Raw genomic sequence first — 25,209 nt, 5'->3', positions numbered from 1 at the left:
TAGCCCCCTATGCTGATACGGCATCATTAATGGCCGTCGCTGACGATCCCTGATACATTTTAAAATCACAGACTTGCCCGTCCACGATCTGAATATTACGATGTGCACGGCGCGCCAGCTCGGGGTCATGAGTAACCATAACAATTGTGGTACCTGACTTATTAATACCCTCAAGAATGTCCATAACTTGTCTTGCCATTAAGCTGTCTAAATTACCTGTTGGCTCATCGGCAAGTAATAGTTTCGGCTCTCCCGCCAGAGCACGAGCTATGGCAACACGTTGCTGCTGACCACCAGATAGCTGCGAAGGAAGGTGTTTCATACGAGCCACTAAGCCGACTTGCTCGAGGGCTTGTTCAATGCGGCGTTTTCGCTCACTTCGGCTGAAACCTCTATAACGCAGTGGTACATCAACATTCTCGTATAAATTGAGATCTGAAATCAGATTAAATCCTTGGAAGATAAAGCCTATTTTTTCATTCCTTAGTTGTGACAACTGTTTATCATTCATCCCTACAATGTTTTGACCGTCTAATAAATATTCGCCACTAGAAATATTCTCAAGCAGACCTGCGATATTTAAGAACGTAGTTTTGCCTGAGCCTGAAGGACCAGTAACAGAAACAAACTCTCCTTCTTTTACAGATAAATCCAGTGCGCGAAGTGCATGGGTTTCAACCAACTCTGTGCGATAAACTTTATTAATTCCTGACATTTTAAGCATATTATTTCCCTTATCCCTTAATCGTTAACTGTGTATATTTTTAATCGTTTGAATGTAATACCTTAGTGAAGAACAATGCGCTCTTTACCTTTGAATACTGATAGGTTTGAAATGACCAATGTGTCTCCCACATTAACGCCAGCTAGTATTTCAACGTAACCCGTACTGGTAGAGCCGCTTTCTAAGTCAACTCGTTGTGCGATACTGTCGTTAACCACATAAGCCACTTTGCCCGCACCGCTGCCATAAAACTGACCGCGTTTAATCATCACGACATCTTCTTTTTGCTCAAGCAGAATACGTGCATTAACCCGCTGGTTTTGACGTAATTTGGCGCCATTCTTATCTCTGATTTTTACTTGTGCCGTGACTTGGTTGTTGTTAACTTCAGGAGAGATAGCCGATAACACGCCTATTAATGGGTGTCCACCAATCGTTAAGTCAACGTTCATGCCTATACCAAGCTCTGCGGCATAACTCTCTGAGATTTGTAGTTGTGCTTCATAAGCCGTTAAATCAACCACTTTCATCAACTCTTGGTTACGCTGCACTTGGTTTTTTTGCTCTGTTAGCCAGTTACCGACAACGCCTTTAACCGGTGATTTAACGGAGAGACCACCTACTTTGCGTTCAAGCTCTAAAAGCACTACTTGCTGCTGTTTAAATTCAAGCTTTTTATTTTCTACTTCGAAAGCTAATGAACGCTTAGCAAGCTCCACGTCCTGCTCAGCGTGTTTTGCAATAAGACGTGATTTTGCTAATTCATCTTGTGCTTCTTCATAATCAATTTGACTAATCAATTGTTTTTTAATGGAAATTTCAGCGCGACGAAACTCACGTTCAGCTGCTTCTAGGTTTACCTTCGCTAAATCCATTTGTTGTTGTAAACGCAAAGATGAACGACTCGCGCTTAACTCCACGCGGCTGATTTCTGCTTTGAGTTGCTCAACAATAGCCAACTGTTGTTGCTTTTGCGATAACAACTGTGGGCTGTCTATTACCGCAACAACTTGGTCTTGCTCGACGCTATCACCTGGTTTTACCAATAAAGTCACTAACCCTACCTCTGGGCTATACAGTATTGGAGCATTGGCGGCAACCACTCGACCTGTCGCTGCAATGTCTCGGATGAAATCACCTCGTTCAACAGTAGCCAGTTTGACCGATTTAAGTTCAACACTATGATCAACCGATGCCCAACCCGCGAAACTTTGCCATGCAAGCCCTATAACAATTGCGCCTGCAACAATTAAGCCTGCTGGCTTTATCCACTTGGGATTGTGATTGGTGATTTGCCTGTCTTGTAAACTTGTATCTCGCATTGTCATTACTAAATGTCCTTTGATGCCTATAAAGGCCCCATGATTCTTTAAATGTCCGTTCAATATGGATTGTTTTGCACCTAACATGCCAAAATCAAAAATGCATGTATAACAATTAGTTAGGTAACAATATGTTCTTGAGGAGGTTGTCCGCGGACAGCAAATACTGTCCAGCGGACAGTTATCGGACACTTTTTACAGGCAGTTTCCGGACAGGTAATTATTTACAATAAAAAATGGAAAGATTTGATATAGATATTTATTAAGCACTAATTCACTTGCACTTGATTTTTACCGCTTTGCTTAGCGACATACAAAGCACGGTCAGCTTGATTGATCATCGGCTCAAGGGTCTCCATACACAATGCTTGATCAATAAATTTACTATTAACTGTGCCAGCAACACCGAAACTGGCGGTAATCGAAATTGGAACTCTTATCACATTCAACGTTAGTGATGATATTGCCTCTCTGATCCGCTCTGCATGGACTATTGCTTGAGATTGAGCTGTTTCAGGTAAGAAAACAATAAATTCCTCTCCCCCCCAACGTGCTGATACATCTCCTTTACGACAAGCCTTACTGATGCATTGTGCTACCTCTTTGAGGACAGTATCACCAATATCATGGCCATATTGATCATTAAAACGCTTAAAATAGTCGATATCGATCAGCACAATAGATGCTTCACGTTTTTCACGCACTAAATTTTGCCAAATGGGTTGTGATAGATCTTGAAATCCGCGTCGGTTATTGAGCTGAGTTAAGGTATCTGTTCGAGCGTAAGTTTCTGCAATCAGCTTATCGAGCTGCGCCATACGAAATTGTCGTGCCAATATGATTGCAAGCAAAATTGCTTCAACCGCCATGCCGACTTCAATCGCTTTAAATGTGTAGTCATTATATGGAACGAAAAATCCAGCAACCGCCAGCGTGGATACCGTTATACAAATTGCTGCAGTCACTGAAGACAATAAAAAAATCACAGCAAGTGGTTTTTGCTCTGTAAACGCCTTGACACCCATCGCAACAAATAACACCACGAAACACGTGTTTAATAGAAACGCCAACAACATTGAAAAAAAGAGCTGATTGAGCACGAAGCCAATCAACATACCCATAGGGATAATCACTGTTGTACGTAATACAAATCGATCTAACCTAGGAGCATAGTCTTTCGTTTTCAGCAAAGCACGCGCGAAGTGCAAACCCGCCACGCTATAGGTGATCATCAAGAAGATATCTAACCAATCTTGAAAATAAGGGCCGTAATCTTCGATGATAATGGTGTGTAGTTGTCCCGTATAAGACAAGCTATTTAGCACAAAGCCAATAAGGTAGACGCTGTATAATCCATACTCTTTTTGACGAATAAAAACATACAGCACCAAATTATAGAGGGCAAGCGCCAGCATGATGCCGTAAAGCATACCGTATTGATAGCCATTGTTAATGTCCCTTTGGACGGCTTTTTCTATTGAACTAAATTGGATTGGGATCGCCATAGGTCCTTTAGTTTCGATACGAATAAACACGTCAGTTGTGCCCGAAGAATACGGATGTTCAAACGCATAAAAGCGGTAAGGCATCGGTCGTTTCGCAAATGGAAAAGCATCACCTCCTTGGATGTGTTGAACCACTTGTCCGTCTTTTACTAACCATGTATCAACATAGTCAAGCCAAGGAGTTTCAATCGACAGGCGGTAATTTTGTGCTTCTACCTCAAGGTTATGAATCGTAAATTTCATCCATACAGGTGCAACATCAAGGCCTAGAGAAATAGAATTAGCGTTACCTTGTCGAACCGTTGAAGCTTTAAAAATTTGGTGCGCTTGCTCAAACGACAAGCTGCCGCTTTGATCTTGAAAGTATTGGGTATATTTACCTAAGGTTCCGTCATTAAATTGTGGCACTACAACGCGCTCTCCTGCTGTACTGATGCGCATAGATAACAACAGTAACACCACACTATAGCCCACATAAACGGTCCATTGACGAGCGCATACAGCAAAAAAGCTTGCGAGTTTTCTGTCAATGTGGCCGAAAAGTAAAAACATAAAAGATGACAAGGCTAATTTATTGTTGTTTTAATAATAACACTGTATGTCCACTTCATCTAAGAAATGGCTGAAAATATCAATTCAATTTAATCATGTTAGAAGTACAGGAAGATAGCGTGTCGTTCATCTCAACGTTGCTCAAGCGCTATTCATTAATTGCAACTATTTTCAAATATTGCGTCATAGAAAATGGTGCTTTGCTATGATTTGTTCGAGATAGGCGTACGGTGCTGAATGGCTTTAACAGCCTTTTCGATAATGTCGTATTCTGGCCCTATCGCTGCCGAGATCGATTACGCCATTATTGTCCATGTCAATATCAACTGAATCTGGCCGGTTGGCTACTGGAAATGTAACGTAACTCGCCATTTTTTGACATTAAGAAAATCAGATCATTTGCTGCCTTAGTAGTCACCCGAAATTGAGTCAATACTGCGAATTTCGCATCCTTAGAAAGATCAATAAACTTCGGCAATGCCGTCGCCGACAAAAAACCTAAGATAACGACAATAAGCTCTATGCAGGTGAAACCTTTATTATTTTTTAATTACAGCACACGAGTGGTTAATTGAATCAAACTATACCAGTTCTACCTATATTTCGGCTTTGCTACACTTTTTTAGTGGGTTAGAACCGTAGCGCTAACCCACTAGGTTAGATGTCTTTGAGTACTTTTAGCTCTGTTTGATCGATTTCTTGCACATATTTTGCTACCGGTTTTCCATTAGTGATTGTGTATAAAATCACTCGTCGTTGTGTTATTTGAATGCCATCACTTCCGGACACAATATAAACCCCACCTGGGTATTTTCCTGAGGTCGAATACCAGTTATCTTTGTTTTCGTTGAGCCAATTCGCCAAGGTAGCATAGGCTTCGTCTTTTGCATTTAAATGAATTGGTGTCTCTTTATCTGTACTGACAAATAAAGTTAAGTCTGGTTCAAGCTGAATAGTTACCGATTCACTGCAACCAGATAATACAATCATTGACAAAATAACGATTGAAACTCTATAAAACACTTTCTTCATGGAATATCCTCTGACATTTTTTCATTGCAAACAGGTTAAATTATTAGGAGTTGTACAACATTAAGTCAAATCAATAATTGTCTATTTAAATATAGCGAAGTGAGTTTAGGTAGCTACTTTAACACTCGTCTCATTGGTAGTAATACACGTCATTACTTTTAACAAACCGCTTGCGTAAATGTATCTGTCTACGATGAGAATATCTGGCTAGGGTTCATTGGTAATTAAGCTATTAGTGACTATGCTCATAGCTGTACATCAACGATAAAAGGAAGTGTCGATAGAGTTGCTTTCTTTTTCGCTCTACGGTAACGCTAGTTCATTCAATGCTCATTACGTGAACCGGTCGGTATCGCGGTATGAGCTAATGTTGAATGTGTACCCCCAGTTATGTTTGATAATAGAAGGAATCTAATCATGTCAAAACTCATTTTATCTTTAGACGGCGGTGGTATTCGCGGCGCAGCGACCACCCAATTTCTAGCTCATGTCGAAGAAGAACTACAGAAAAAAGGAACCACGTTACGAGCGTGCGTCGATTTTTATGCCGGGACCAGTACTGGCAGTATTATCGCTCTTGCATTAGCTACCACCGATATGTCGATGAAGCAAATCAATAACTTGTACAACTATGACACCGCACAAAAAATATTTACTGAAAATAAAGGGTGGTTTGAAATCGATGGCGTCAACGCGCCTAAATATGAAGCTAAAGAGAAAACACAAGTCCTCAAAGCTAATTTCAAAGACGCTAAAATTGAGCATGCTATAAAAGCCGGTAAACAGGTATTAGCGGTCACCTATGCCATTGAAAAACGTCGCCCCATGATCATCAAGTCGACAAAGGCTGATTATTTGTCTTTGCATTCCTACCAGGTAGCGGATGCTTCTAGTGCCGCGCCGACTTACTTCCCAACTAAAGAAGTCGATTTACCACCTGACAACGATGAGGCGTGGCTTATTGATGGAGGTGTTATCGCCAACAACCCCACCATGTGCGCAATAGCAGAAGCAAGGCGACACTGGAAGAATGAATCCATAAGTGATTTACGTGTGCTGTCGATTGGCACCGGTTTTATGACACGAAAAATCAATGGACCGGAATCGAAGAAATGGGGAGCATTGCAATGGATGACTAAAGGCAAAATTTTAGACATTCTCAGTGATGAACGCGTTGTTGCTTATCAAGGCATCACAATGATGGATCGGGGAACGTATATCCGTGTAAATGCCAAATTGAAGGAACAACCGGGATTACCTACCCCACCAGATGATGCAATGGACGATGTCAGTAAAACCAACATTCGCCGTTTAAAATTACTCGGTGATTTTTGGTTTGATCAATATGGTAAAGCCGTTGTTGAATTGCTTGTTGGCGAATATCAAGGTCCATCGCTTGATAGAATTGACCCAAAAACGGGCAAACCGATAGAACATAAGTAATTATTAAAGCTATCTAGATATGATTATAAGAAGGACTAACCGCTGGGCTAGTTCTTTTTGTTTAAATGCATACCATGAAATTTTGGGTATTGATCAACAAAGTGGCGAATGAGTAATCGCTATGATAGTAGTCTGCTGGAAATTTAGATCAATGTAATTGTAATAAGGCGTTCTACGCCTATTCTTCGTCAATGGCGCAAACCCTGAATTTGTAATTTTATTTCAGAAATAAAAAAACCGATGATAAAAATATCATCGGCGTATTAGCTATGAGGAAAGCTAGAATTACAATTATTACAACAAGCGTTCACGTGAGGAACAAGTAAATTATAGAGTAAGCACTCTACTCATGTAAAGAATAAATGCACATTTTATGTAATTTATTTTCATATTTTGTAGTTAAATGAGATTTATTGCCGTTTTTGTTATTAAAAAAGCTCCTACTGGAGCTTTTTAGGAAATATTATTACAAGTGCTAAATCATTAGTGTGCTTGTTCCCAATTATCACCAACACCTGCCTCAGCAATTAATGGAACATTTAAGTCCACTGCGTTATTCATAATCTCAACAAGTTGCTTTGTTATTTCATCTACATGATCTTGATGGATCTCAAAGATAAGTTCATCGTGTACTTGCATGGTCATTTTTACATGATCATTCGATTGCTGACTAATCCAACTATCGACCGCTAGCATAGCTTTTTTGATGATGTCTGCCGCCGTCCCCTGCATCGGTGCGTTAATCGCCGCTCTTTCTGCTGCCTTCTTTCTCGCTTGGTTTCTTGCCTTAATATCTGGCAAATATAATCGACGTCCGTATAAGGTTTCGACATAACCTTGTTCATTCGCTTTTTCTCGAGTTTCTTCCATATAGGTTAAAACACCTGGGTAGCGTTCGAAGTACTTATCCATATATGCTTGTGCTTGGTTTCGCCCTACGCCAATTTGCTTAGACAAGCCAAACGCCGACATACCGTAAATCAAACCAAAATTAATCGCTTTCGCACTGCGACGTTGATCACTCGTTACCTCATCAACGGTTACCCCAAATATTTCTGCTGCTGTTGCACTATGTACATCTTTACCTTCCGAAAATGCCGACACTAAGCCAGGATCATTGGATAAGTGTGCCATAATACGTAATTCAATTTGCGAGTAATCAATAGCAACTATTTTATATTGTTCTGGTGCAATAAATGCGTTTCTAATTTTTCGACCCTCTTCACTTCTGATCGGGATATTTTGCAAGTTCGGATCGGTTGATGAAAGTCGGCCAGTCGCTGCGACAGCTTGGTGATAAGAAGTATGCACTCGCCCCGTTTTCGGCTGCACCAATAGAGGTAATTTATCTGTGTAAGTTGACTTTAGCTTACTCAAACCACGATGCTCTAATATAACTTTTGGCAATGGATAATCTAAAGCCAATTCTTGAAGTACTTCTTCCGCAGTAGAAGGTGCCCCTTTCGGTGTTTTCTTGATGACTGGAATTTTCAACTCTTCAAACAATATCTCTTGCAGTTGCTTTGGTGAACTCAAATTAAAACTTTTACCCGCGATATTGTGTGCTTCTATTTCGAGCTCCGCCAAGCGGCTTCCAATCAGCTGACTTTGCTCCGCAAGCATATCGCTGTCGATCAGTACACCACCTTGTTCCATACGACTTAACACTGGCATAAGTGGTAACTCAATGTCTTCATAAACAGATAATTGAGCCGACGACTTTTTTAACTTCCCATAGATCGCTTCATGAAGTCGCAAAGTAATATCTGCGTCTTCTGCTGCGTAATGCCCTGCTTTCTCAATTTCTATTTGGTTAAAGGTTAATTGTTTTTTTCCCTTACCAGCAATATCGTCAAATTTTACCGTCTTATAGCCTAAATATTTGTCTGCTAACGCATCCATATTGTGACGCGTAGCAACACTATTCAAACAGTACGATTCCAACATGGTATCAAACGCGACACCTCGCAATTTAATATCGTAATGGCTTAACACGTTGGCGTCATATTTAAGGTGTTGTCCGACTTTAGCTAAGGTTTCGTCTTCAAGTAATGGTTTCAATGCTGAGAGGACAAAATCTCTAGACAGTTGCGTTGGAGCGCCTAGATAATCATGAGCTACTGGCACGTAAGCAGCTTTTCCTGTTTCAACGGCAAAAGAAAGACCTACCAATTCTGCTTGCATATAATCAACACTAGTTGTTTCGGTATCAAACGAGAAATATTCTGCTTTCTTAAGCTTATCAAGCCATTTATCAAAGGATGCTTGGTCTAACACTACATCATACTCTACGTCGACGTCGTCGAATGTTACTTCCTCTACGCTATCAGAGTCCTGCTCTTTATGTGAAGACTGTTCAGATCCTGTCTCGTCTTTGTTGATATCCGCAAGTAAGCGTCTTAGTTCAAACTTACTATAGAGCTCTATTAATTTGTCTTTATTTGGCTTAGTCGGTAAAAGCTCTTGTACTTGTTGCTCTAATTTTACATCAAGCTTTATCGTGGCTAGGTCATAAGATAGTGGTAAGTGATCAAGAGCTGCTCTTAAATGCTCCCCTATCTTACCTTTAACACTGTCAGCATTTGCCATGACCTGTTCAATAGTGCCATGTTCTAGTAACCATTTAACCGCTGTTTTTGGTCCACACTTATTCACGCCGGGTATATTGTCAACTTTGTCTCCCATTAGTGCCAAATAATCAATAATCTGATCTGGTCTTACACCAAACTTTTCAATTACACCGGCTTCATCCATTTCAACGTTCGTCATTGTATTGATCAAACGCACGTTAGCTGAAACCAACTGGGCCATATCTTTATCACCAGTTGAAATTACCGTTTCTATTCCGGCATCACATGCTTGTTTGGCTAAAGTGCCAATAACATCATCCGCCTCAACACCTTCAATCACAAGTAATGGCAAACCCATTGCCTCTATAATTTCATGTAATGGCGCGATCTGCGTTCGCAGATCATCAGGCATTGGAGGACGATTGGCTTTGTACTCTGGGTACATGTCATTTCTAAACGTTTTACCCTTTGCATCAAAAACAACAACGACATTACCACCTGGATAATCTTTTTCCAGACTTTTGATCATGTTTAAAACGCCGGTAATAGCGCCTGTTGGCTGGCCATCGGCTGTTGAAAGCGCCTGTAAGTATGGGACGTGATATGCACGAAATAAATAGGAAGAACCATCCACTAAGATAAGTGGACTGAGGTTGGAATTTGACATGCGGCTAAGTAACTCAATAAAAATTTCGCTAAGAATGCCATAATCAACCAATCCTCGCTAGCTAAAGCCAAGTATTTAGCTGAAATTAATAGACTTCCTGTGGATATCTTTGTTAATAAACAGCGTAAACCTCCGGAATGACACTTAAGTTCAAACCAGATAAATATACTAACTGCTTAATTATATTGGGTTACGGAGAGATTGAATCTCTTTCAAACACAATTATTATTCTTGTTATATTTTGTGAATAAAAATATTTGTTGCTTGTAATATTACGTTCAAAAAAAGAACGCTTTTAATAAATAAGCTGTAAGAGATTACCAGAATAAATCGTCAATACCAGAGAATTATTAATCTTTTTTACTGTAATGAATTCATTTAAAATAACAAAAAATCATAAGACACAGCTATAAAGGCTTTGCACTGAATATCAGATAATTTCTCCATTTATAGATTTGCAAAAATTTAAATAGCTGCTTCCTCTCTTTTAGACGAAAATTCGCCTATTAGAAATTAGCTGAGTATAGTGAATGCAAAAATTAGCAGGAATAGACTGATATGAAATATACAGGTGGTTGTCACTGTAAAGCTGTTAGGTTTGAAGTTGAAGCCGATGAAGTTATAGAAGTTGAAGATTGTAACTGTTCTGTCTGTAGTAAATCCGGTCATTTGCATTTGATCGTGCCTAAAACGTGCTTTTCTCTCCTTACCGATGAACAAGAACTTTACACCTATACATTTAATAGTTGTATAGCTCAACACTACTTTTGCAAAACTTGCGGAATAAAATCCTTCTATATTCCTCGTTCAAACCCTGACGGGGTAGACGTTAATGTTAGGTGCCTCGACTATCCACCAAAAGAGATAAAAATAGTAAATTTTGACGGTAAAAACTGGGAAAAGAATGCCCATACGCTGGTACATAAAAGTAAACAAAAAGAGGACTAATTAATCACACTGAGCTCTCTGATTGTTCCTAGTTATTAGCAGAGTATTTTGTAGTACTAAACGCCAGACGTAAAAAAGCCCGTCACATTCGTAACGGGCTTTTCATAATAGAAGCTTGACAATGTCCTACTCTCACATGGGAACTCCCACACTACCATCGGCGCTATTGCATTTCACTTCTGAGTTCGGCATGGGATCAGGTGGTTCTACAACGCTATTGTCGTCAAGCAAAAAAACTACAATCTTGAAAGCTGATGACGTGCACGAATGCACTAATACCGCAATGACATGGATGTCAGTGAGCGATGTAAATACTTATCTAAATCTAATCAGTAACACGAGTACGTGACTTTTATTCATGTCAGACACACAAAACCACTTGGGTGTTGTATGGTTAAGCCTCACGGGCAATTAGTATCAGTTAGCTCAAGGCCTCACAACCCTTACACACCTGACCTATCAACGTTGTAGTCTCCAACGACCCTTTAGGGGACTTAAAGTCCCAGTGAGAACTCATCTCAAAGCCTGCTTCCCGCTTAGATGCTTTCAGCGGTTATCAGTTCCGAACGTAGCTACCGGGCAATGCCATTGGCATGACAACCCGAACACCAGAGGTTCGTCCACTCCGGTCCTCTCGTACTAGGAGCAGCCCTCTTCAATTCTCAAACGCCCACGGCAGATAGGGACCGAACTGTCTCACGACGTTCTAAACCCAGCTCGCGTACCACTTTAAATGGCGAACAGCCATACCCTTGGGACCGACTTCAGCCCCAGGATGTGATGAGCCGACATCGAGGTGCCAAACACCGCCGTCGATATGAACTCTTGGGCGGTATCAGCCTGTTATCCCCGGAGTACCTTTTATCCGTTGAGCGATGGCCCTTCCATACAGAACCACCGGATCACTATGACCTGCTTTCGCACCTGCTCGACGTGTCTGTCTCGCAGTTAAGCTGGCTTATGCCATTGCACTAACCGTACGATGTCCGACCGTACTTAGCCAACCTTCGTGCTCCTCCGTTACTCTTTAGGAGGAGACCGCCCCAGTCAAACTACCCACCAGACAGTGTCCCCAAGCCCGATTAGGGCCCTAGGTTAGAACATCACGCATACAAGGGTGGTATTTCAAGATTGGCTCCACCACATCTAGCGACGCGGTTTCAAAGCCTCCCACCTATCCTACACATGTAGGAGCAATGTTCACTGTCAAGCTATAGTAAAGGTTCACGGGGTCTTTCCGTCTAGCCGCGGGTATACGGCATCTTAACCGCAAATTCAATTTCACTGAGTCTCGGGTGGAGACAGTGTGGCCATGATTACGCCATTCGTGCAGGTCGGAACTTACCCGACAAGGAATTTCGCTACCTTAGGACCGTTATAGTTACGGCCGCCGTTTACCGGGGCTTCGATCATGAGCTTCGCAGAGCTAACCCAATCAATTAACCTTCCGGCACCGGGCAGGCGTCACACCGTATACGTCATCTTTCGATTTTGCACAGTGCTGTGTTTTTAATAAACAGTTCCAGCCACCTGGTTACTTCGACTCTCCTGTGCTTACTCCGCAAGGGATTCACACTAGAGAGCGTACCTTCTCCCGAAGTTACGGTACTATTTTGCCTAGTTCCTTCACCCGAGTTCTCTCAAGCGCCTTAGTATTCTCTACCTAACCACCTGTGTCGGTTTGGGGTACGGTTCCTATATATCTGAAGCTTAGAAGCTTTTCCTGGAAGCATGGCATCAATGACTTCAAACCCTTGGGTTCTCGTCTCGTATCTCAGCCTTAAGAAGACCCGGATTTACCTAAGTCTTCAGCCTACATACTTTCACACGGACTACCAACGCCGTGCTCACCTAGCCTACTCCGTCCCTCCTTCGCAATATATAGAAGTACAGAAATATTAATCTGTTTCCCATCGACTACGCGTTTCCGCCTCGCCTTAGGGGCCGACTTACCCTGCCCTGATTAACATGGGACAGGAAACCTTGGTCTTTCGGCGGGGGAGTTTTTCACTCCCCTTATCGTTACTCATGTCAGCATTCGCACTTCTGATACCTCCAGCAAACCTCTCAGTTCACCTTCAACGGCTTACAGAACGCTCCCCTACCACTTAACTTAAAAGTTAAATCCGCAGCTTCGGTGCATAGTTTAGCCCCGTTACATCTTCCGCGCAGACCGACTCGACTAGTGAGCTATTACGCTTTCTTTAAAGGATGGCTGCTTCTAAGCCAACCTCCTAGCTGTCTGGGCCTTTCCACATCGTTTCCCACTTAACTATGACTTTGGGACCTTAGCTGGCGGTCTGGGTTGTTTCCCTCTTCACGACGGACGTTAGCACCCGCCGTGTGTCTCCCGGATATCACTCATCGGTATTCGGAGTTTGCAAAGGGTTGGTAAGTCGGGATGACCCCCTAGCCTTAACAGTGCTCTACCCCCGATGGTGTTCGTCCGAGGCTCTACCTAAATAGATTTCGGGGAGAACCAGCTATCTCCCGGCTTGATTAGCCTTTCACTCCGACCCACAAGTCATCACCGCATTTTTCAACATACGTGTGTTCGGTCCTCCAGTTGATGTTACTCAACCTTCAACCTGCCCATGGGTAGATCGCCGGGTTTCGGGTCTATTCCTTGCAACTAAACGCGCAGTTAACACTCGCTTTCGCTACGGCTCCCCTAATCGGTTAACCTTGCTACAAAAAATAAGTCGCTGACCCATTATACAAAAGGTACGCAGTCACCCGAAGGCTTCCACTGCTTGTACGTATGCGGTTTCAGGTTCTATTTCACTCCCCTCACAGGGGTTCTTTTCGCCTTTCCCTCACGGTACTGGTTCACTATCGGTCAGTTAGGAGTATTTAGCCTTGGAGGATGGTCCCCCCATATTCAGTCAACATTTCACGTGTGCCGACCTACTCGATTTCATGGTAAGTTTGTTTTCGTGTACGGGGCTATCACCCTGTATCGCTAAGCTTTCCAGCTTATTCCACTAACTTACAAACCACTTAAGGGCTAATTCCCGTTCGCTCGCCGCTACTAAGGAAATCTCGGTTGATTTCTTTTCCTCGGGGTACTTAGATGTTTCAGTTCTCCCGGTTCGCCTCACTTAGCTATGTATTCACTAAGTGATAGTGTCTTATGACACTGGGTTTCCCCATTCAGAAATCTGAGTCTATAACGGTTTTTATCACCTCAACTCAGCTTATCGCAGATTAACACGTCTTTCATCGCCTCTAACTGCCAAGGCATCCACCACATACGCTTAGTCACTTAACCATACAACCCTAAGTAGTCTTAGAATGTTCGGAGACTAATCCGAACTAATCGTACAGCCTGACATTTTCACGTACTCTCACATCTTTCGATGTAGATGAGTTACTTGATTTAGATTTTTTATTAACATTCTCCGAGGAGGAGAAGTTAATCAGCTTGTTCGATAAACGATAAGGTTATCTCACTCGCTGTTGGTATCTATATGTTGATGTATTGAAACGCGCGACACGTTCAACACCATATAAACACCGGGTATTTATATCAGCTTTCCAGATTGTTAAAGAGCTTCAAACTAGCGCGCATTCGGCTAATTCGTGGTTTAAAAAAACCAAATTGAAAACATCTATCAGATATCTTTAATTTGGCTTCCCTATTCTCTATGAAGAAGTAAGTGGTGGAGCTAAGCAGGATCGAACTGCTGACCTCCTGCGTGCAAGGCAGGCGCTCTCCCAGCTGAGCTATAGCCCCATCTGGGCAACACGTAGGTAGAACTTGGTAGGTCTGGGCAGACTTGAACTGCCGACCTCACCCTTATCAGGGGTGCGCTCTAACCAGCTGAGCTACAGACCTATATTTATATGTCCGAAGCTTACATGTTAGGACTTCTTCTAATTTGTTATCAGTGCAATTTGTGTGAACACTCATGAAACCCGAAGGCTTCCATTAGGCGTTTTACTTCAAGATAAGGAGGTGATCCAACCCCAGGTTCCCCTAGGGTTACCTTGTTACGACTTCACCCCAGTCATGAATCACAAAGTGGTAACCGTCCTCCCGAAGGTTAGACTAGCTACTTCTTTTGCAACCCACTCCCATGGTGTGACGGGCGGTGTGTACAAGGCCCGGGAACGTATTCACCGTAGCATTCTGATCTACGATTACTAGCGATTCCGACTTCACGGAGTCGAGTTGCAGACTCCGATCCGGACTACGACGTACTTTATGGGATTCGCTCCACCTCGCGGTCTTGCTGCCCTTTGTATACGCCATTGTAGCACGTGTGTAGCCCATCCCGTAAGGGCCATGATGACTTGACGTCGTCCCCACCTTCCTCCGGTTTATCACCGGCAGTCTCCTTAAAGTTCCCGACATAACTCGCTGGCAAATAAGGATAGGGGTTGCGCTCGTTGCGGGACTTAACCCAACATTTCACAACACGAGCTGACGACAGCCATGCAGCACCTGTCTCAGAGTTCCCGAAGGCACTAAACTATCTCTAGTAAATTCTCTGGATGTCAAGGGATGGTAAGGTTCTTCGCGTTGCATCGAATTAAACCACATGCTCCACCGCTTGTGCGGGCCCCCGTCAATTCATTTGAGTTTTAACCTTGCGGCCGTACTCCCCAGGCGGTCAACTTAGCGCGTTAGCTACGCTACCCACAGATCAAGTCTACAGACAGCTAGTTGACATCGTTTACGGCGTGGACTACCAGGGTATCTAATCCTGTTCGCTCCCCACGCTTTCGTACCTCAGCGTCAGTATTTGTCCAGGTGGCCGCCTTCGCCACTGATGTTCCTTCCAATCTCTACGCATTTCACCGCTACACTGGAAATTCCACCACCCTCTACAATACTCTAGTTTGCCAGTTCAAAATGCAGTTCCAAGGTTGAGCCCTGGGCTTTCACATCTTGCTTAACAAACCGCCTACGCACGCTTTACGCCCAGTAATTCCGATTAACGCTCGCACCCTCCGTATTACCGCGGCTGCTGGCACGGAGTTAGCCGGTGCTTCTTCTGTCGCTAACGTCACAGTACTAGTTTATTAAACTAGCACCTTTCCTCACGACTGAAAGTGCTTTACAACCCGAAGGCCTTCTTCACACACGCGGCATGGCTGCATCAGGCTTTCGCCCATTGTGCAATATTCCCCACTGCTGCCTCCCGTAGGAGTCTGGGCCGTGTCTCAGTCCCAGTGTGGCTGATCATCCTCTCAAACCAGCTAGAGATCGTCGCCTTGGTAAGCCTTTACCTTACCAACTAGCTAATCTCACTTGGGCTAATCAAATGGCGAGAGGTCCGAAGATCCCCCCCTTTGGTCCGTAGACATTATGCGGTATTAGCAGTCGTTTCCAACTGTTGTCCCCCACCATAAGGCATATTCCCAAGCATTACTCACCCGTCCGCCGCTCGACGCCAAAGTAGCAAGCTACTTTTCGTTTCCGCTCGACTTGCATGTGTTAAGCCTGCCGCCAGCGTTCAATCTGAGCCATGATCAAACTCTTCAATTAAAATCGTTTGTGCATCATAAGATGCGGCTCAATGAATTCTGTACATTTAAAACATATGTTCTTATAACCCGAAGGTCATAAGTAGTTTTGCGTGAACTTCATCATTAAGCTGTTTTTTTTGTCCCGAAGGACTATGTAAAATCAACACTAATGTGAGTGCTCACACAAATTGCATGATAACTAATTGTTAAAGAACACTACTTGATTAAGTAGTCAGTGTAAGTCGCATTCGCTTATCACTGTTTGCTTGGAGCTGGCTAGTAGCCTGTCCCGAAGCGAGATGCGCATTCTACGCAACTCAGTTTTGATGTCAACAACTTTTTGAAAAATAATTTAACTTGTTTTTCTAAGTTATCTTCGAGCTTAACCAAACTATTGTTTAACTAAACTGTTCAAAACAACCTCTTGGGCTTGTCCCGAAGAAGTGGAGCGCATTTTAGGGATTTTTAGGAAAGGATCAAGCTTTATTTTAAATTAATTTACTGTTCGTTTAATTAGTGTGCAAACCGCTTAATTAAAGGCTTTTATGGTGATTAAAACAACAAATATTTAGGCGTATTAGTTTTTACGCGCAAGAACTTAAAAAAACAAAAAAGCGTAAGCCTATGCAGTGGCTACGCTTTTATTTAACTCACCGATTAGGTCAAGGTAACAAATTCTTCAGCCGAAGTTGGATGAATTGCCACTGTATTATCAAAATCAGCTTTGGTTGCCCCCATTTTCATAGCAACTGCAAATCCTTGTAAAAGTTCATCACTGCCAAAACCGATAGAATGAATACCAACTATCTTTTCTTCTTTACCAACACAAATGAGCTTCATGCGTGTTGGATCACGGTATTCTTCAGTCATCGCCTGGTATAAAGCAGTGAATTGCGACTTATATACCTTTACCTGATCTACCCCGTATTCGGTAATTGCTTCATTTTCAGTCAAACCTACAGTACCAATCACGGGGTGACTAAAAACAACCGTAGCAATATTGGAGTAATCAAGATGTTCATAAGTTTTATTATTGAATAACCTTTCTGCCAAGCGACGACCCGCTGCAACAGCAACTGGCGTTAATTGTGCTCTTCCGGTGTTATCACCTACCGCATAGATATTATCAATATTGGTGTTTTGATATTTATCAGTATCAATATAGCCTTTCTCGTTAAGTTCAACGCCTGCCGAAGCGAGATTGATATTATCTGTTGCTGGTTCTCTACCAATCGCCCATACAAGGGTATTTACCGGACCGATAGTTTGACCGTTTTCCAAGTGTACTAATAATCGGTCATCATCGAGTTTCTCTACTTTAGTCGGTACGCTATGAGTGTGAAGCGCAGGACCATGCTGGGCCATTTGCTCAACTAAAGTGTCACTTAGCATATCGTCAAATGAACGAAGTGGCTTTTCTTTACGAACAATAAGGTGGGCCTGAGAGCCTAAGGCGTGAAAGACACCTGCTAATTCAACTGCAATATACCCCGCACCAACCACAGCAACTGTGTCAGGTTGCTCAGTTAACGCAAAAAAACCGTCTGAATCAATGCCATATTCAGCGCCTTCGATATTAGGTATTTGTGGGCGACCACCTGTGGCTATGACAATATGATCGGCAGTAATCCGCTCTCCATTAACTTCTACTGTATTGCGATTAACAAATTTACCGAAACCCTCAATCACTGTTACATTATTGGCAGAAAAACCACGTTGATATGCCGCATGTATACGTTCGATGTAAGCTTCGCGGTTTTTAACCATGGTTGACCAATCATAATTACCCGTGGTGATATTAAAACCATAATCTTTACCGTATTTAATAGCATCAGCGATTTGCCCTGCATACCACATTGCTTTTTTGGGTACACAGCCTACGTTGACACATGTACCACCTATTGCTTTTGCTTCGATTACCGCTGCTTTCATGCCATGCTTGGCTGCTCTGTTCGCTGAAGCTATTCCACCGCTACCTGCGCCAATTGCCAAAAAATCAAAATGTCGAGTCATATTAAGTGTCCTTTGGGGGTCATCTTATGATCACCTATGCGTTATAAAATAGGTACGAAAGCAAGTTTTACAAGCACTAATTGATGATTAAGTTGTCGTTGTTACTACTAGAACCGTTAGGCAGTAATTTAGTTTCAACTTTATTTTCCTCTATATGTTTATAAATCTCATCCGCAGACAGGGGCTTGTAATAAATATAACCTTGGATCAAATTACATTCTCTATCTACTAAGTATTGAAGTTGCTCATCTGTTTCAACGCCTTCTGCGATGCATGACATATGAAGGCTTTTAGCTAGCACCAGGGTTGCATCAACAATCGCTTCATCAGTTTTTTCAACCGCAATACCTGAGACAAAGCTTCGATCGATTTTGATGATATCTAACGGCAATCTCTTCAAGTAAGAAAGTGATGAAAAGCCAGTACCAAAATCATCTAACGACAACATGACACCCAAAGACTTCAGATCATTCATAGTTTTTATTGCCTGTTCAGGATCAGAGATAAATGCATTTTCAGTTACCTCTACCTTCAGTGCATGGGCAGGTAAACCATGCTTGGCTAGTATTTTTTCAATCGAAGGGACTAAATCGTCAAAGGTAAAATGAACTGCCGAAAAATTAACAGACAGATAAAAGTCACTTCTTAGCTGTCGCCACTTCTTCAGCTCTACGAACCCTTTTTCCATCGCCATATCGGTCATCATTAATATCAAACCTAATTCTTCCGCAAGCGGAATAAACTCTATCGGAGAGACAACCTTCCCTTTGTGCTCCCATCTCATCAATAACTCAGCACCTACCGCTTTACCGGTATTGGCATTAACTATGGGTTGATATAAATTAAAAAATTCATCGTTACTAACTGCTAGTTTCAGATTTAATTCTTTGCTTAAGCGCTGCTTTGCTTCTAAGTTCATACGTTCAGTAAAGAACTGGTAATTATTTCTTCCTTGTTGTTTAGCGTGATACATCGCAACATCCGCATTCCTTAGCAGCTCATCAGAACTTGCTGAATCTTCTGGATACATTGATATACCTATGCTTGCGCCAATACTGACATCATGACTATTCAACGATACCGGCTGCTCAAGCGCATTAATAATTTTTTGTGCGATACGACTAAGCTCATTGTTATTTTTGTATGACTCTAACAATACTACAAATTCATCACCACCAATGCGGGCAATAGTATCGTCAACACGTAAATTATGATTCAAGCGAATCGTAACTTCTTTGAGTAGCAAGTCTCCGTAATCATGACCAAGAGAGTCATTAACTTGCTTGAAACGGTCTAAATCAATAAAAAATAAAGCTATCGAGTTAGCTTTGCGAGAAGAATATTCCATTGCATGGCTTATTCTATCCAATAGTAAGGTTCTGTTAGGCAAACCTGTTAAGTGGTCATAATTTGCCATATAGCGGAGTTCATTCTCTGCAAACTTTTGCGCCGTAATATCCGTCAAGACACAGATGAAATGGCTGCTCTCTAAATGATCTCCCTGACTCAGGCTGATATTAATAATCACGTGATATTGTTCACCACTTGGTGTAGTGATCAATTCTTCACCACGCCAATGCCCTTTAGCTCGAATTTTTGGAAATAACCTAGTATAGAAACTAACGCGTTCTTGGCTCAAGCCTAATATATTTCGTTTAAAGCTAAGCTCTTCCTGTTGCCAACCAAACACTTGTGCCATTGATTTATTAACACGAATTTTTGAAAAATGTTCATCAATAATTATTACCCAATCTTTGGTTTGTTCAAATGCCGCGCCATAATATTGGGCGCGCTCCATATTTGCTTTGGACTCAGTAATATTGGTATATGACCCTGTCACCCGCTGAGGTAGTCCATCCTCATTAAAAGCGACTATTTTGCCTAGATCTTTATACCAAAGCCATTCACCATTGGAGGCACGTAAACGATAACTGCATTCAAAGCTTTGCTCTTGATCACCATTGACCATAAACAATTGCCACTTAGTTAAGAAGTTATTGCGGTCTTCTGGGTGGATTAGGCTAAGGTGTTCATCAAAACTATGACTTAGAGTTGCTTCGTCATAGCCCAAATCATCACTTAATCGTTTACCAAAAATTACATTATTTTTTTCTTTCCAGTCCCAAACTTCGCTGTTACTACCACTTAATGCTAGCTGCAGTCGGTTTTCTCTGTATGCCACCTGCTTGTGAGCGTTGATGAGTGTTTTCTGTCTTAAGTATCTATTTCGTTGCCAATAGAAAACCAGCATACAAATTAATACGATATAGATAGTTAACGCGGTTGGTGAACGCCATGGCGCAAAACTGACATGAATCTCTACACGTGCTGGCTCAGAATACTGTCCAGTGGAAGGAGATTTTGTTTTCACTTCTAAAACATGGGTACCCGAATCAAGCTCTGAAAACACAGCATAATTTTGTTTTGATGCCGGGTAACTTACGCCATTAATGAATCGATATTCGTATAACGGTTTCTCTTGGTTACCATAAGCGAAGTTAGAAAAATCTAGGCGAATACCAACATCATCATAGGCCAAATTGATCACAGCATTGCTTTCAATATTCAAAGGTAAATTGAGATCTCTAGACAATGTACTGACCCCAACAATAGATACTTGTGAAGCCATTTTGGTATCATTTTGACCTAACGATGCTGGGGCAAAAATACTGAACCCAGATACTCCACCATAGGCTAAGAAGCCGTTTTTTAACTTAACATTTGCTTCCGCATTATGTTCTTTACTTACAAGACCGTCATTTAAGCCGAATGAGCGTATATGCCGACTCTCAATATTCAAACGATAAAGCCCTGCATGACTTGAAAACCACAAATTATTTTCTTCATCTAAGTTGAGGCCATAGATATCATTGTTGATGCCTGAGTTCGCCTGAGTATACATCCTTTCTAGCTCATAACTTTCTCCGGAAAACACCAAAATACCAACACCTGTAAATAACAACCAAAAGCGGCCATCTTTATCAACCTGCCAACTATCAAAATAATTAAATGACGAACTTTTACTGTCCGGATGACGATAAATTTCTTTAAATTTATTGGACTTAGCGTCAAATAACCATAAGGCATTATTAGTAGAAACAAACACTTCATCTGCATTACCAGAAGGAGCTGGCATAAGGTTATACACTTGATTCAAATGCATTGACGTAGGCAAATTATCAAATTTTGTCCGTGAGCCGGTTTTAATATCTAGCTGATAAAATCCGTCTTCTGAAACAACCCAAAACTTTCCCTTTTGAAGCAAAGTAACAGCAAATAAATCCGTTAACCATGTTGAAATCTCTGGCATATAATCAAATGGGCGTAATTGTTTACTCTCTGTATCAAACAATCTCATCCCTAACGCAGTGTTTAGCCATAAATTATGCTGTTCATCTTCTGCAATGGTATAAATATTCCCCTCAGTCTCTGTCGTTTTGTAATTTTGGACTGCCAAAAAATGTTCCACTGAATTTCGGCTTATGTCGACCAAATTCAGCCCAACTTCGGTACCAACCCACAATAAATTTTCATCACGACTTGATTGTATAATCGACGATACAGAGCTTGCAGTTAAGCTGTTAGCGGCATTTTTCCGGTATTGATAAACGTCCACCTGGGCCGTTACAGGATCCCAACTAAAAGCGCCAGCAGCACTCGAACCGAGCCACACCAACCCGTCTTGATCAATATATAGGCTTCTAACCTCAGAGTTGGCCACAGACGGATCATAATCTGAATACTCTAGTAATTTCTCATGCTCATGAGTTAGCACATTGAATTGGTGTAAACCATCTGTTGAGGCTACATATGCTTGTTGTTTATGAATTTGGATATCCCAAACCGACACATTAGGCACAACAAGTTCATAACTAATTTCATGGTTCGCGCCTTCGATAAACTGTTCTATATCTGTAAGCGAAACACTAAAAACACCATCATTACTCCCTACATAAATAAGGCCGTCATGGACAGTGAAACTATATATTTTTTCAAGTTCTTTTTGAGACAAATGGAATTGGTTGTACCTGTCTGCCTCAATAGCTGGCAATCTAAATAATTTGTCGTAGTTCAATGAGTAAACAAAAGAACCCACTCGCGTGGCAATATAAATATTTTCATCAACAATCATCGCATAATGAATATAGCCCCATTTAAAATCCAATTGTTGAGCAAGATCGATGCGCTTTACTATTTTTTGAGTTTGCGGTTGATACAATAGGAGTGACTTTTCAGTCACAATCCATATTCTATCGCTGTTTGGGTCTATCAAGATATCAGACGTTGGCGATTGGGGGTTCTCTGGATCTGAGTCCAAGATAAATTCATAGGTATTGGTTTTTGGGTCAAAGGTATATATGCCATTGTTCCAAAATGACATCCATATTTTACCTGTTTTATCTTTTCGAAGGTAATAATTAGCAAGGTTAGTAAATTCACCATTTGGCCCAGGTAATACTTTAACGCTATAGCCATCGTAAATATTGACACCACTTTCATTGCCAAACCACATAAAGCCAGCATCATCTTGCAAAATGGTATTAATTGTTGCTTGAGACAGGCCATCATCAACGGTAATTTGTTCTAGAACAACATTATTAACTTTCGCATGCACAGCAATTGGCAATGCTAGAAGGAAAATAAAAAACAATGCCAAAAAATAATTAACTACATTATTACTCATAGTGATGTTTTATCATTTCTCATATGTCCACAACTAATCAAATCAATGCTAAGTACTGCCCTAATAATTATGTCACAAAATGTTATCACTGTATGTATAGCATACAATTTAGTAACATATGGGCCAACCGTACTAAAATAATTGGCTTCACTATACCTCTTCCCCTTGATTTAACCACTTAGAAACATTACATCTATCTCAATGATTAAATTTGAGACCGTTTCACTTATGAGCAACCCACTTCTTCAACAACACGCCTTACCGCTATTTTCCCAAATCAAGCCTGAACATGTGAAGCCTGCAGTGGAAAAGGCTATCAATGATTGCAAACAAGCCATAGAAAAGGTGCTCAATGAAAATACTGTTTATACATGGAGCAATCTGGTCGCACCAATTGACGACGTTGACGATGTATTAGGCAAGCTATGGTCACCTGTTTCTCACATGAATTCCGTGGTTAATTCTGATGAGCTACGTGACGCACACGAAAGTTGCCTACCTTTGCTGTCAGAATACGGCACTTATGTTGGTCAACACGAAGGCCTGTATAACGCATACAAACAATTATCAGAAAGTGAGCATTATCACACTTTAGATACCGCTCAGAAGAAAGTCATTGATAATGCTATGCGCGATTTTAAACTGTCAGGCATAGCACTCGCGCCAGAAGAAAAAAAGCGCTACGGCGAAATCGCCACTCGATTATCCGAGCTGGGTTCAAAATTTAATAACCATTTACTCGATGCAACTCAAGCCTTTAAAGTATTCATTGAAGATGAAAATGAGCTATCTGGATTACCAGATAGTGCCAAAGCAGCAGCTGCAGCTCTTGCTAAGTCCGAACAGAAAAAAGGCTGGTTATTTACGCTCGACTTTCCAAGCTACCTACCAGTGATGATGTATTGTGACAATGCCAACTTACGCAAAAAAATGTATACCGCTTTTGTTACGCGAGCTTCGGATCAAGGACCGAACGCAGGCGAGTTTGATAACAGCGAGGTGATGGCTGAACTCCTGAAATTACGCCACGAACTAGCACAATTGCTTGATTTTAATAACTACGCTGAAAAATCATTAGCCACTAAAATGGCGGGCAATATTGAAGAAGTATTAGCTTTCCTTAACGAGCTAGCGTCTAAATCAAAAGAACAAGGGCGAAAAGAATTAGATGAAGTACTCGCCTTTGCCAAAAAAGAGCACGACACCGAACACTTGAATCCGTGGGATTTGCCTTACTACAGCGAAAAACTTAAACAGCAACGCTATGCGATTTCAGACGAAGAATTACGTCCCTATTTTCCTAAAGATAAAGTGGTGGATGGTCTATTCGAGGTTGTTCATCGCTTATTCGGTTTAACCATCAAAGAGCGAGAAGGTGTTGACGTTTGGCATGAAGACGTCAAATTTTACGATGTGTATGACAGCAATAAATCCCTGCGCGGGAGTTTTTACCTTGACCTCTACGCGCGAGCGAAAAAACGTGGTGGCGCTTGGATGGATGAATGTGTCGGTCGACGCGCATTAACTGAAAATGCCGTTCAACTTCCTGTCGCTTATTTAACCTGTAATTTCAATGGGCCGGTTGGCGATAACCCAGCTTTATTCACGCACGATGAAGTGGTCACTCTATTCCATGAATTTGGCCATGGTATCCATCACATGCTGACACAGATAAATGCGGCGGGTGTTGCTGGCATCAGTGGTGTGCCGTGGGACGCCGTTGAGCTACCGAGCCAATTTTTGGAAAACTGGTGTTGGCAACCTGAAGCACTCGCGTTTATTTCCTGTCATTATCAAACAGGCGAATCATTGCCACAAGCATTACTCGATAAAATGCTTGCGGCAAAAAATTATCAATCAGCCATGCAAATGCTGAGACAACTCGAATTTAGCCTATTCGATTTTACCATGCATGCTGAATATAGCCCTGAGCAAGGCGATCAAATTCAACAAGTACTTAATCGCATTCGTGATAAATATGCCGTAGTGAAAGCTGCTGATTTTAATCGTTTTCAACACAGTTTTGGTCATATATTTGGTGGCGGTTATGCCGCGGGCTATTACAGCTACAAATGGGCTGAAGTACTTTCCGCCGATGCCTTTAGTCGTTTTGAAGAAGAAGGGGTATTTAATACCAAGACAGGCCGTGATTTTTTAGAGAACATATTGGAAAAAGGCGGTTCACAAGAGCCAAGCGAATTGTTCAAGGCATTTCGAGGCAGAGCACCACAAATTGACGCCCTACTTCGTCATAGCGGGATAGATGCGGCTTAA

At 41.8% G+C, this 25,209-nt stretch carries 10 protein-coding genes, 2 tRNA genes and 3 rRNA genes; 3 read left to right on the top strand and 12 right to left on the bottom strand.

The annotated features are described in order from the left end of the window. Window positions 1-7: 7 nt before the first annotated feature. The 4 genes from QUE03_RS00540 to QUE03_RS00525 all read right to left on the bottom strand — a co-directional run bounded on the left by QUE03_RS00540 (window position 8) and on the right by QUE03_RS00525 (window position 5,135). A complete protein-coding gene (locus QUE03_RS00540; RefSeq protein WP_286264039.1) occupies window positions 8-724 on the bottom strand; it encodes an ABC transporter ATP-binding protein in 717 nt (238 codons plus the stop codon). Window positions 725-786: 62 nt separating this feature from the next. Next, entirely contained in the window at window positions 787-2,046 is a 1,260-nt protein-coding gene (locus tag QUE03_RS00535) for an efflux RND transporter periplasmic adaptor subunit (protein WP_286264038.1), read from the bottom strand. A gap of 269 nt (window positions 2,047-2,315) precedes the next feature. Then, window positions 2,316-4,103 carry a sensor domain-containing diguanylate cyclase gene (locus QUE03_RS00530; RefSeq protein WP_286264037.1) on the bottom strand — a complete coding sequence of 596 codons (1,788 nt, stop codon included), beginning with the start codon at window positions 4,101-4,103 and terminating at the stop codon, window positions 2,316-2,318. A gap of 657 nt (window positions 4,104-4,760) precedes the next feature. Then, window positions 4,761-5,135 (bottom strand): hypothetical protein, encoded by a 375-nt coding sequence (locus tag QUE03_RS00525; protein WP_286264036.1) that lies wholly within the window; start codon window positions 5,133-5,135, stop codon window positions 4,761-4,763. 417 nt (window positions 5,136-5,552) lie between these two features. Here QUE03_RS00525 and QUE03_RS00520 point away from each other — a divergent pair, with 417 nt between their 5' ends. Then, on the top strand, window positions 5,553-6,578 hold the full coding sequence (locus QUE03_RS00520; protein ID WP_286264035.1) for a patatin-like phospholipase family protein: 1,026 nt from the start codon (window positions 5,553-5,555) through the stop codon (window positions 6,576-6,578). A 483-nt stretch (window positions 6,579-7,061) separates the two neighbouring features. Here QUE03_RS00520 and polA read toward each other — a convergent pair whose 3' ends face one another. Then, a complete protein-coding gene (gene polA, locus QUE03_RS00515) occupies window positions 7,062-9,815 on the bottom strand; it encodes a DNA polymerase I (RefSeq protein ID WP_286264034.1) in 2,754 nt (917 codons plus the stop codon). 558 nt (window positions 9,816-10,373) lie between these two features. Between polA and QUE03_RS00510 the strand changes: the two genes are divergently transcribed. Further along, the gene (locus tag QUE03_RS00510) at window positions 10,374-10,763 is read left to right on the top strand and encodes a GFA family protein (protein ID WP_286264033.1); all 390 of its coding nucleotides are present in this window, start codon (window positions 10,374-10,376) and stop codon (window positions 10,761-10,763) included. 113 nt (window positions 10,764-10,876) lie between these two features. Here QUE03_RS00510 and rrf read toward each other — a convergent pair. The 7 genes from rrf to QUE03_RS00475 all read right to left on the bottom strand — a co-directional run bounded on the left by rrf (window position 10,877) and on the right by QUE03_RS00475 (window position 22,935). Then, window positions 10,877-10,991: ribosomal RNA gene (gene rrf, locus QUE03_RS00505) — 5S ribosomal RNA — on the bottom strand. A 162-nt stretch (window positions 10,992-11,153) separates the two neighbouring features. Beyond that, window positions 11,154-14,034: ribosomal RNA gene (locus QUE03_RS00500) — 23S ribosomal RNA — on the bottom strand. A 389-nt stretch (window positions 14,035-14,423) separates the two neighbouring features. After that, window positions 14,424-14,499 (bottom strand) — tRNA-Ala (locus QUE03_RS00495). Window positions 14,500-14,524: 25 nt separating this feature from the next. Next, a tRNA-Ile gene (locus QUE03_RS00490) sits at window positions 14,525-14,601 on the bottom strand. A 113-nt stretch (window positions 14,602-14,714) separates the two neighbouring features. Next, window positions 14,715-16,257: ribosomal RNA gene (locus QUE03_RS00485) — 16S ribosomal RNA — on the bottom strand. The 16S, 23S and 5S rRNA genes sit together here with 2 tRNA genes alongside, the layout of an rRNA operon. Window positions 16,258-16,895: 638 nt before the next feature. After that, on the bottom strand, window positions 16,896-18,251 hold the full coding sequence (gene gorA / locus QUE03_RS00480) for a glutathione-disulfide reductase (RefSeq protein WP_286264032.1): 1,356 nt from the start codon (window positions 18,249-18,251) through the stop codon (window positions 16,896-16,898). 76 nt (window positions 18,252-18,327) lie between these two features. Further along, window positions 18,328-22,935, bottom strand: coding sequence for an EAL domain-containing protein (locus QUE03_RS00475; protein WP_286264030.1), 4,608 nt, complete (start codon window positions 22,933-22,935; stop codon window positions 18,328-18,330). A gap of 228 nt (window positions 22,936-23,163) precedes the next feature. Between QUE03_RS00475 and prlC the strand changes: the two genes are divergently transcribed. Next, on the top strand, window positions 23,164-25,209 hold the full coding sequence (prlC, locus tag QUE03_RS00470) for an oligopeptidase A (protein WP_286264029.1): 2,046 nt from the start codon (window positions 23,164-23,166) through the stop codon (window positions 25,207-25,209).

This window comes from Thalassotalea atypica (assembly GCF_030295975.1).
Classification (GTDB): domain Bacteria; phylum Pseudomonadota; class Gammaproteobacteria; order Enterobacterales; family Alteromonadaceae; genus Thalassotalea_F; species Thalassotalea_F atypica.
The sequence above is the reverse complement of the archived record's forward strand: the minus strand, read 5'-3'. Positions and strand labels throughout refer to the sequence as shown.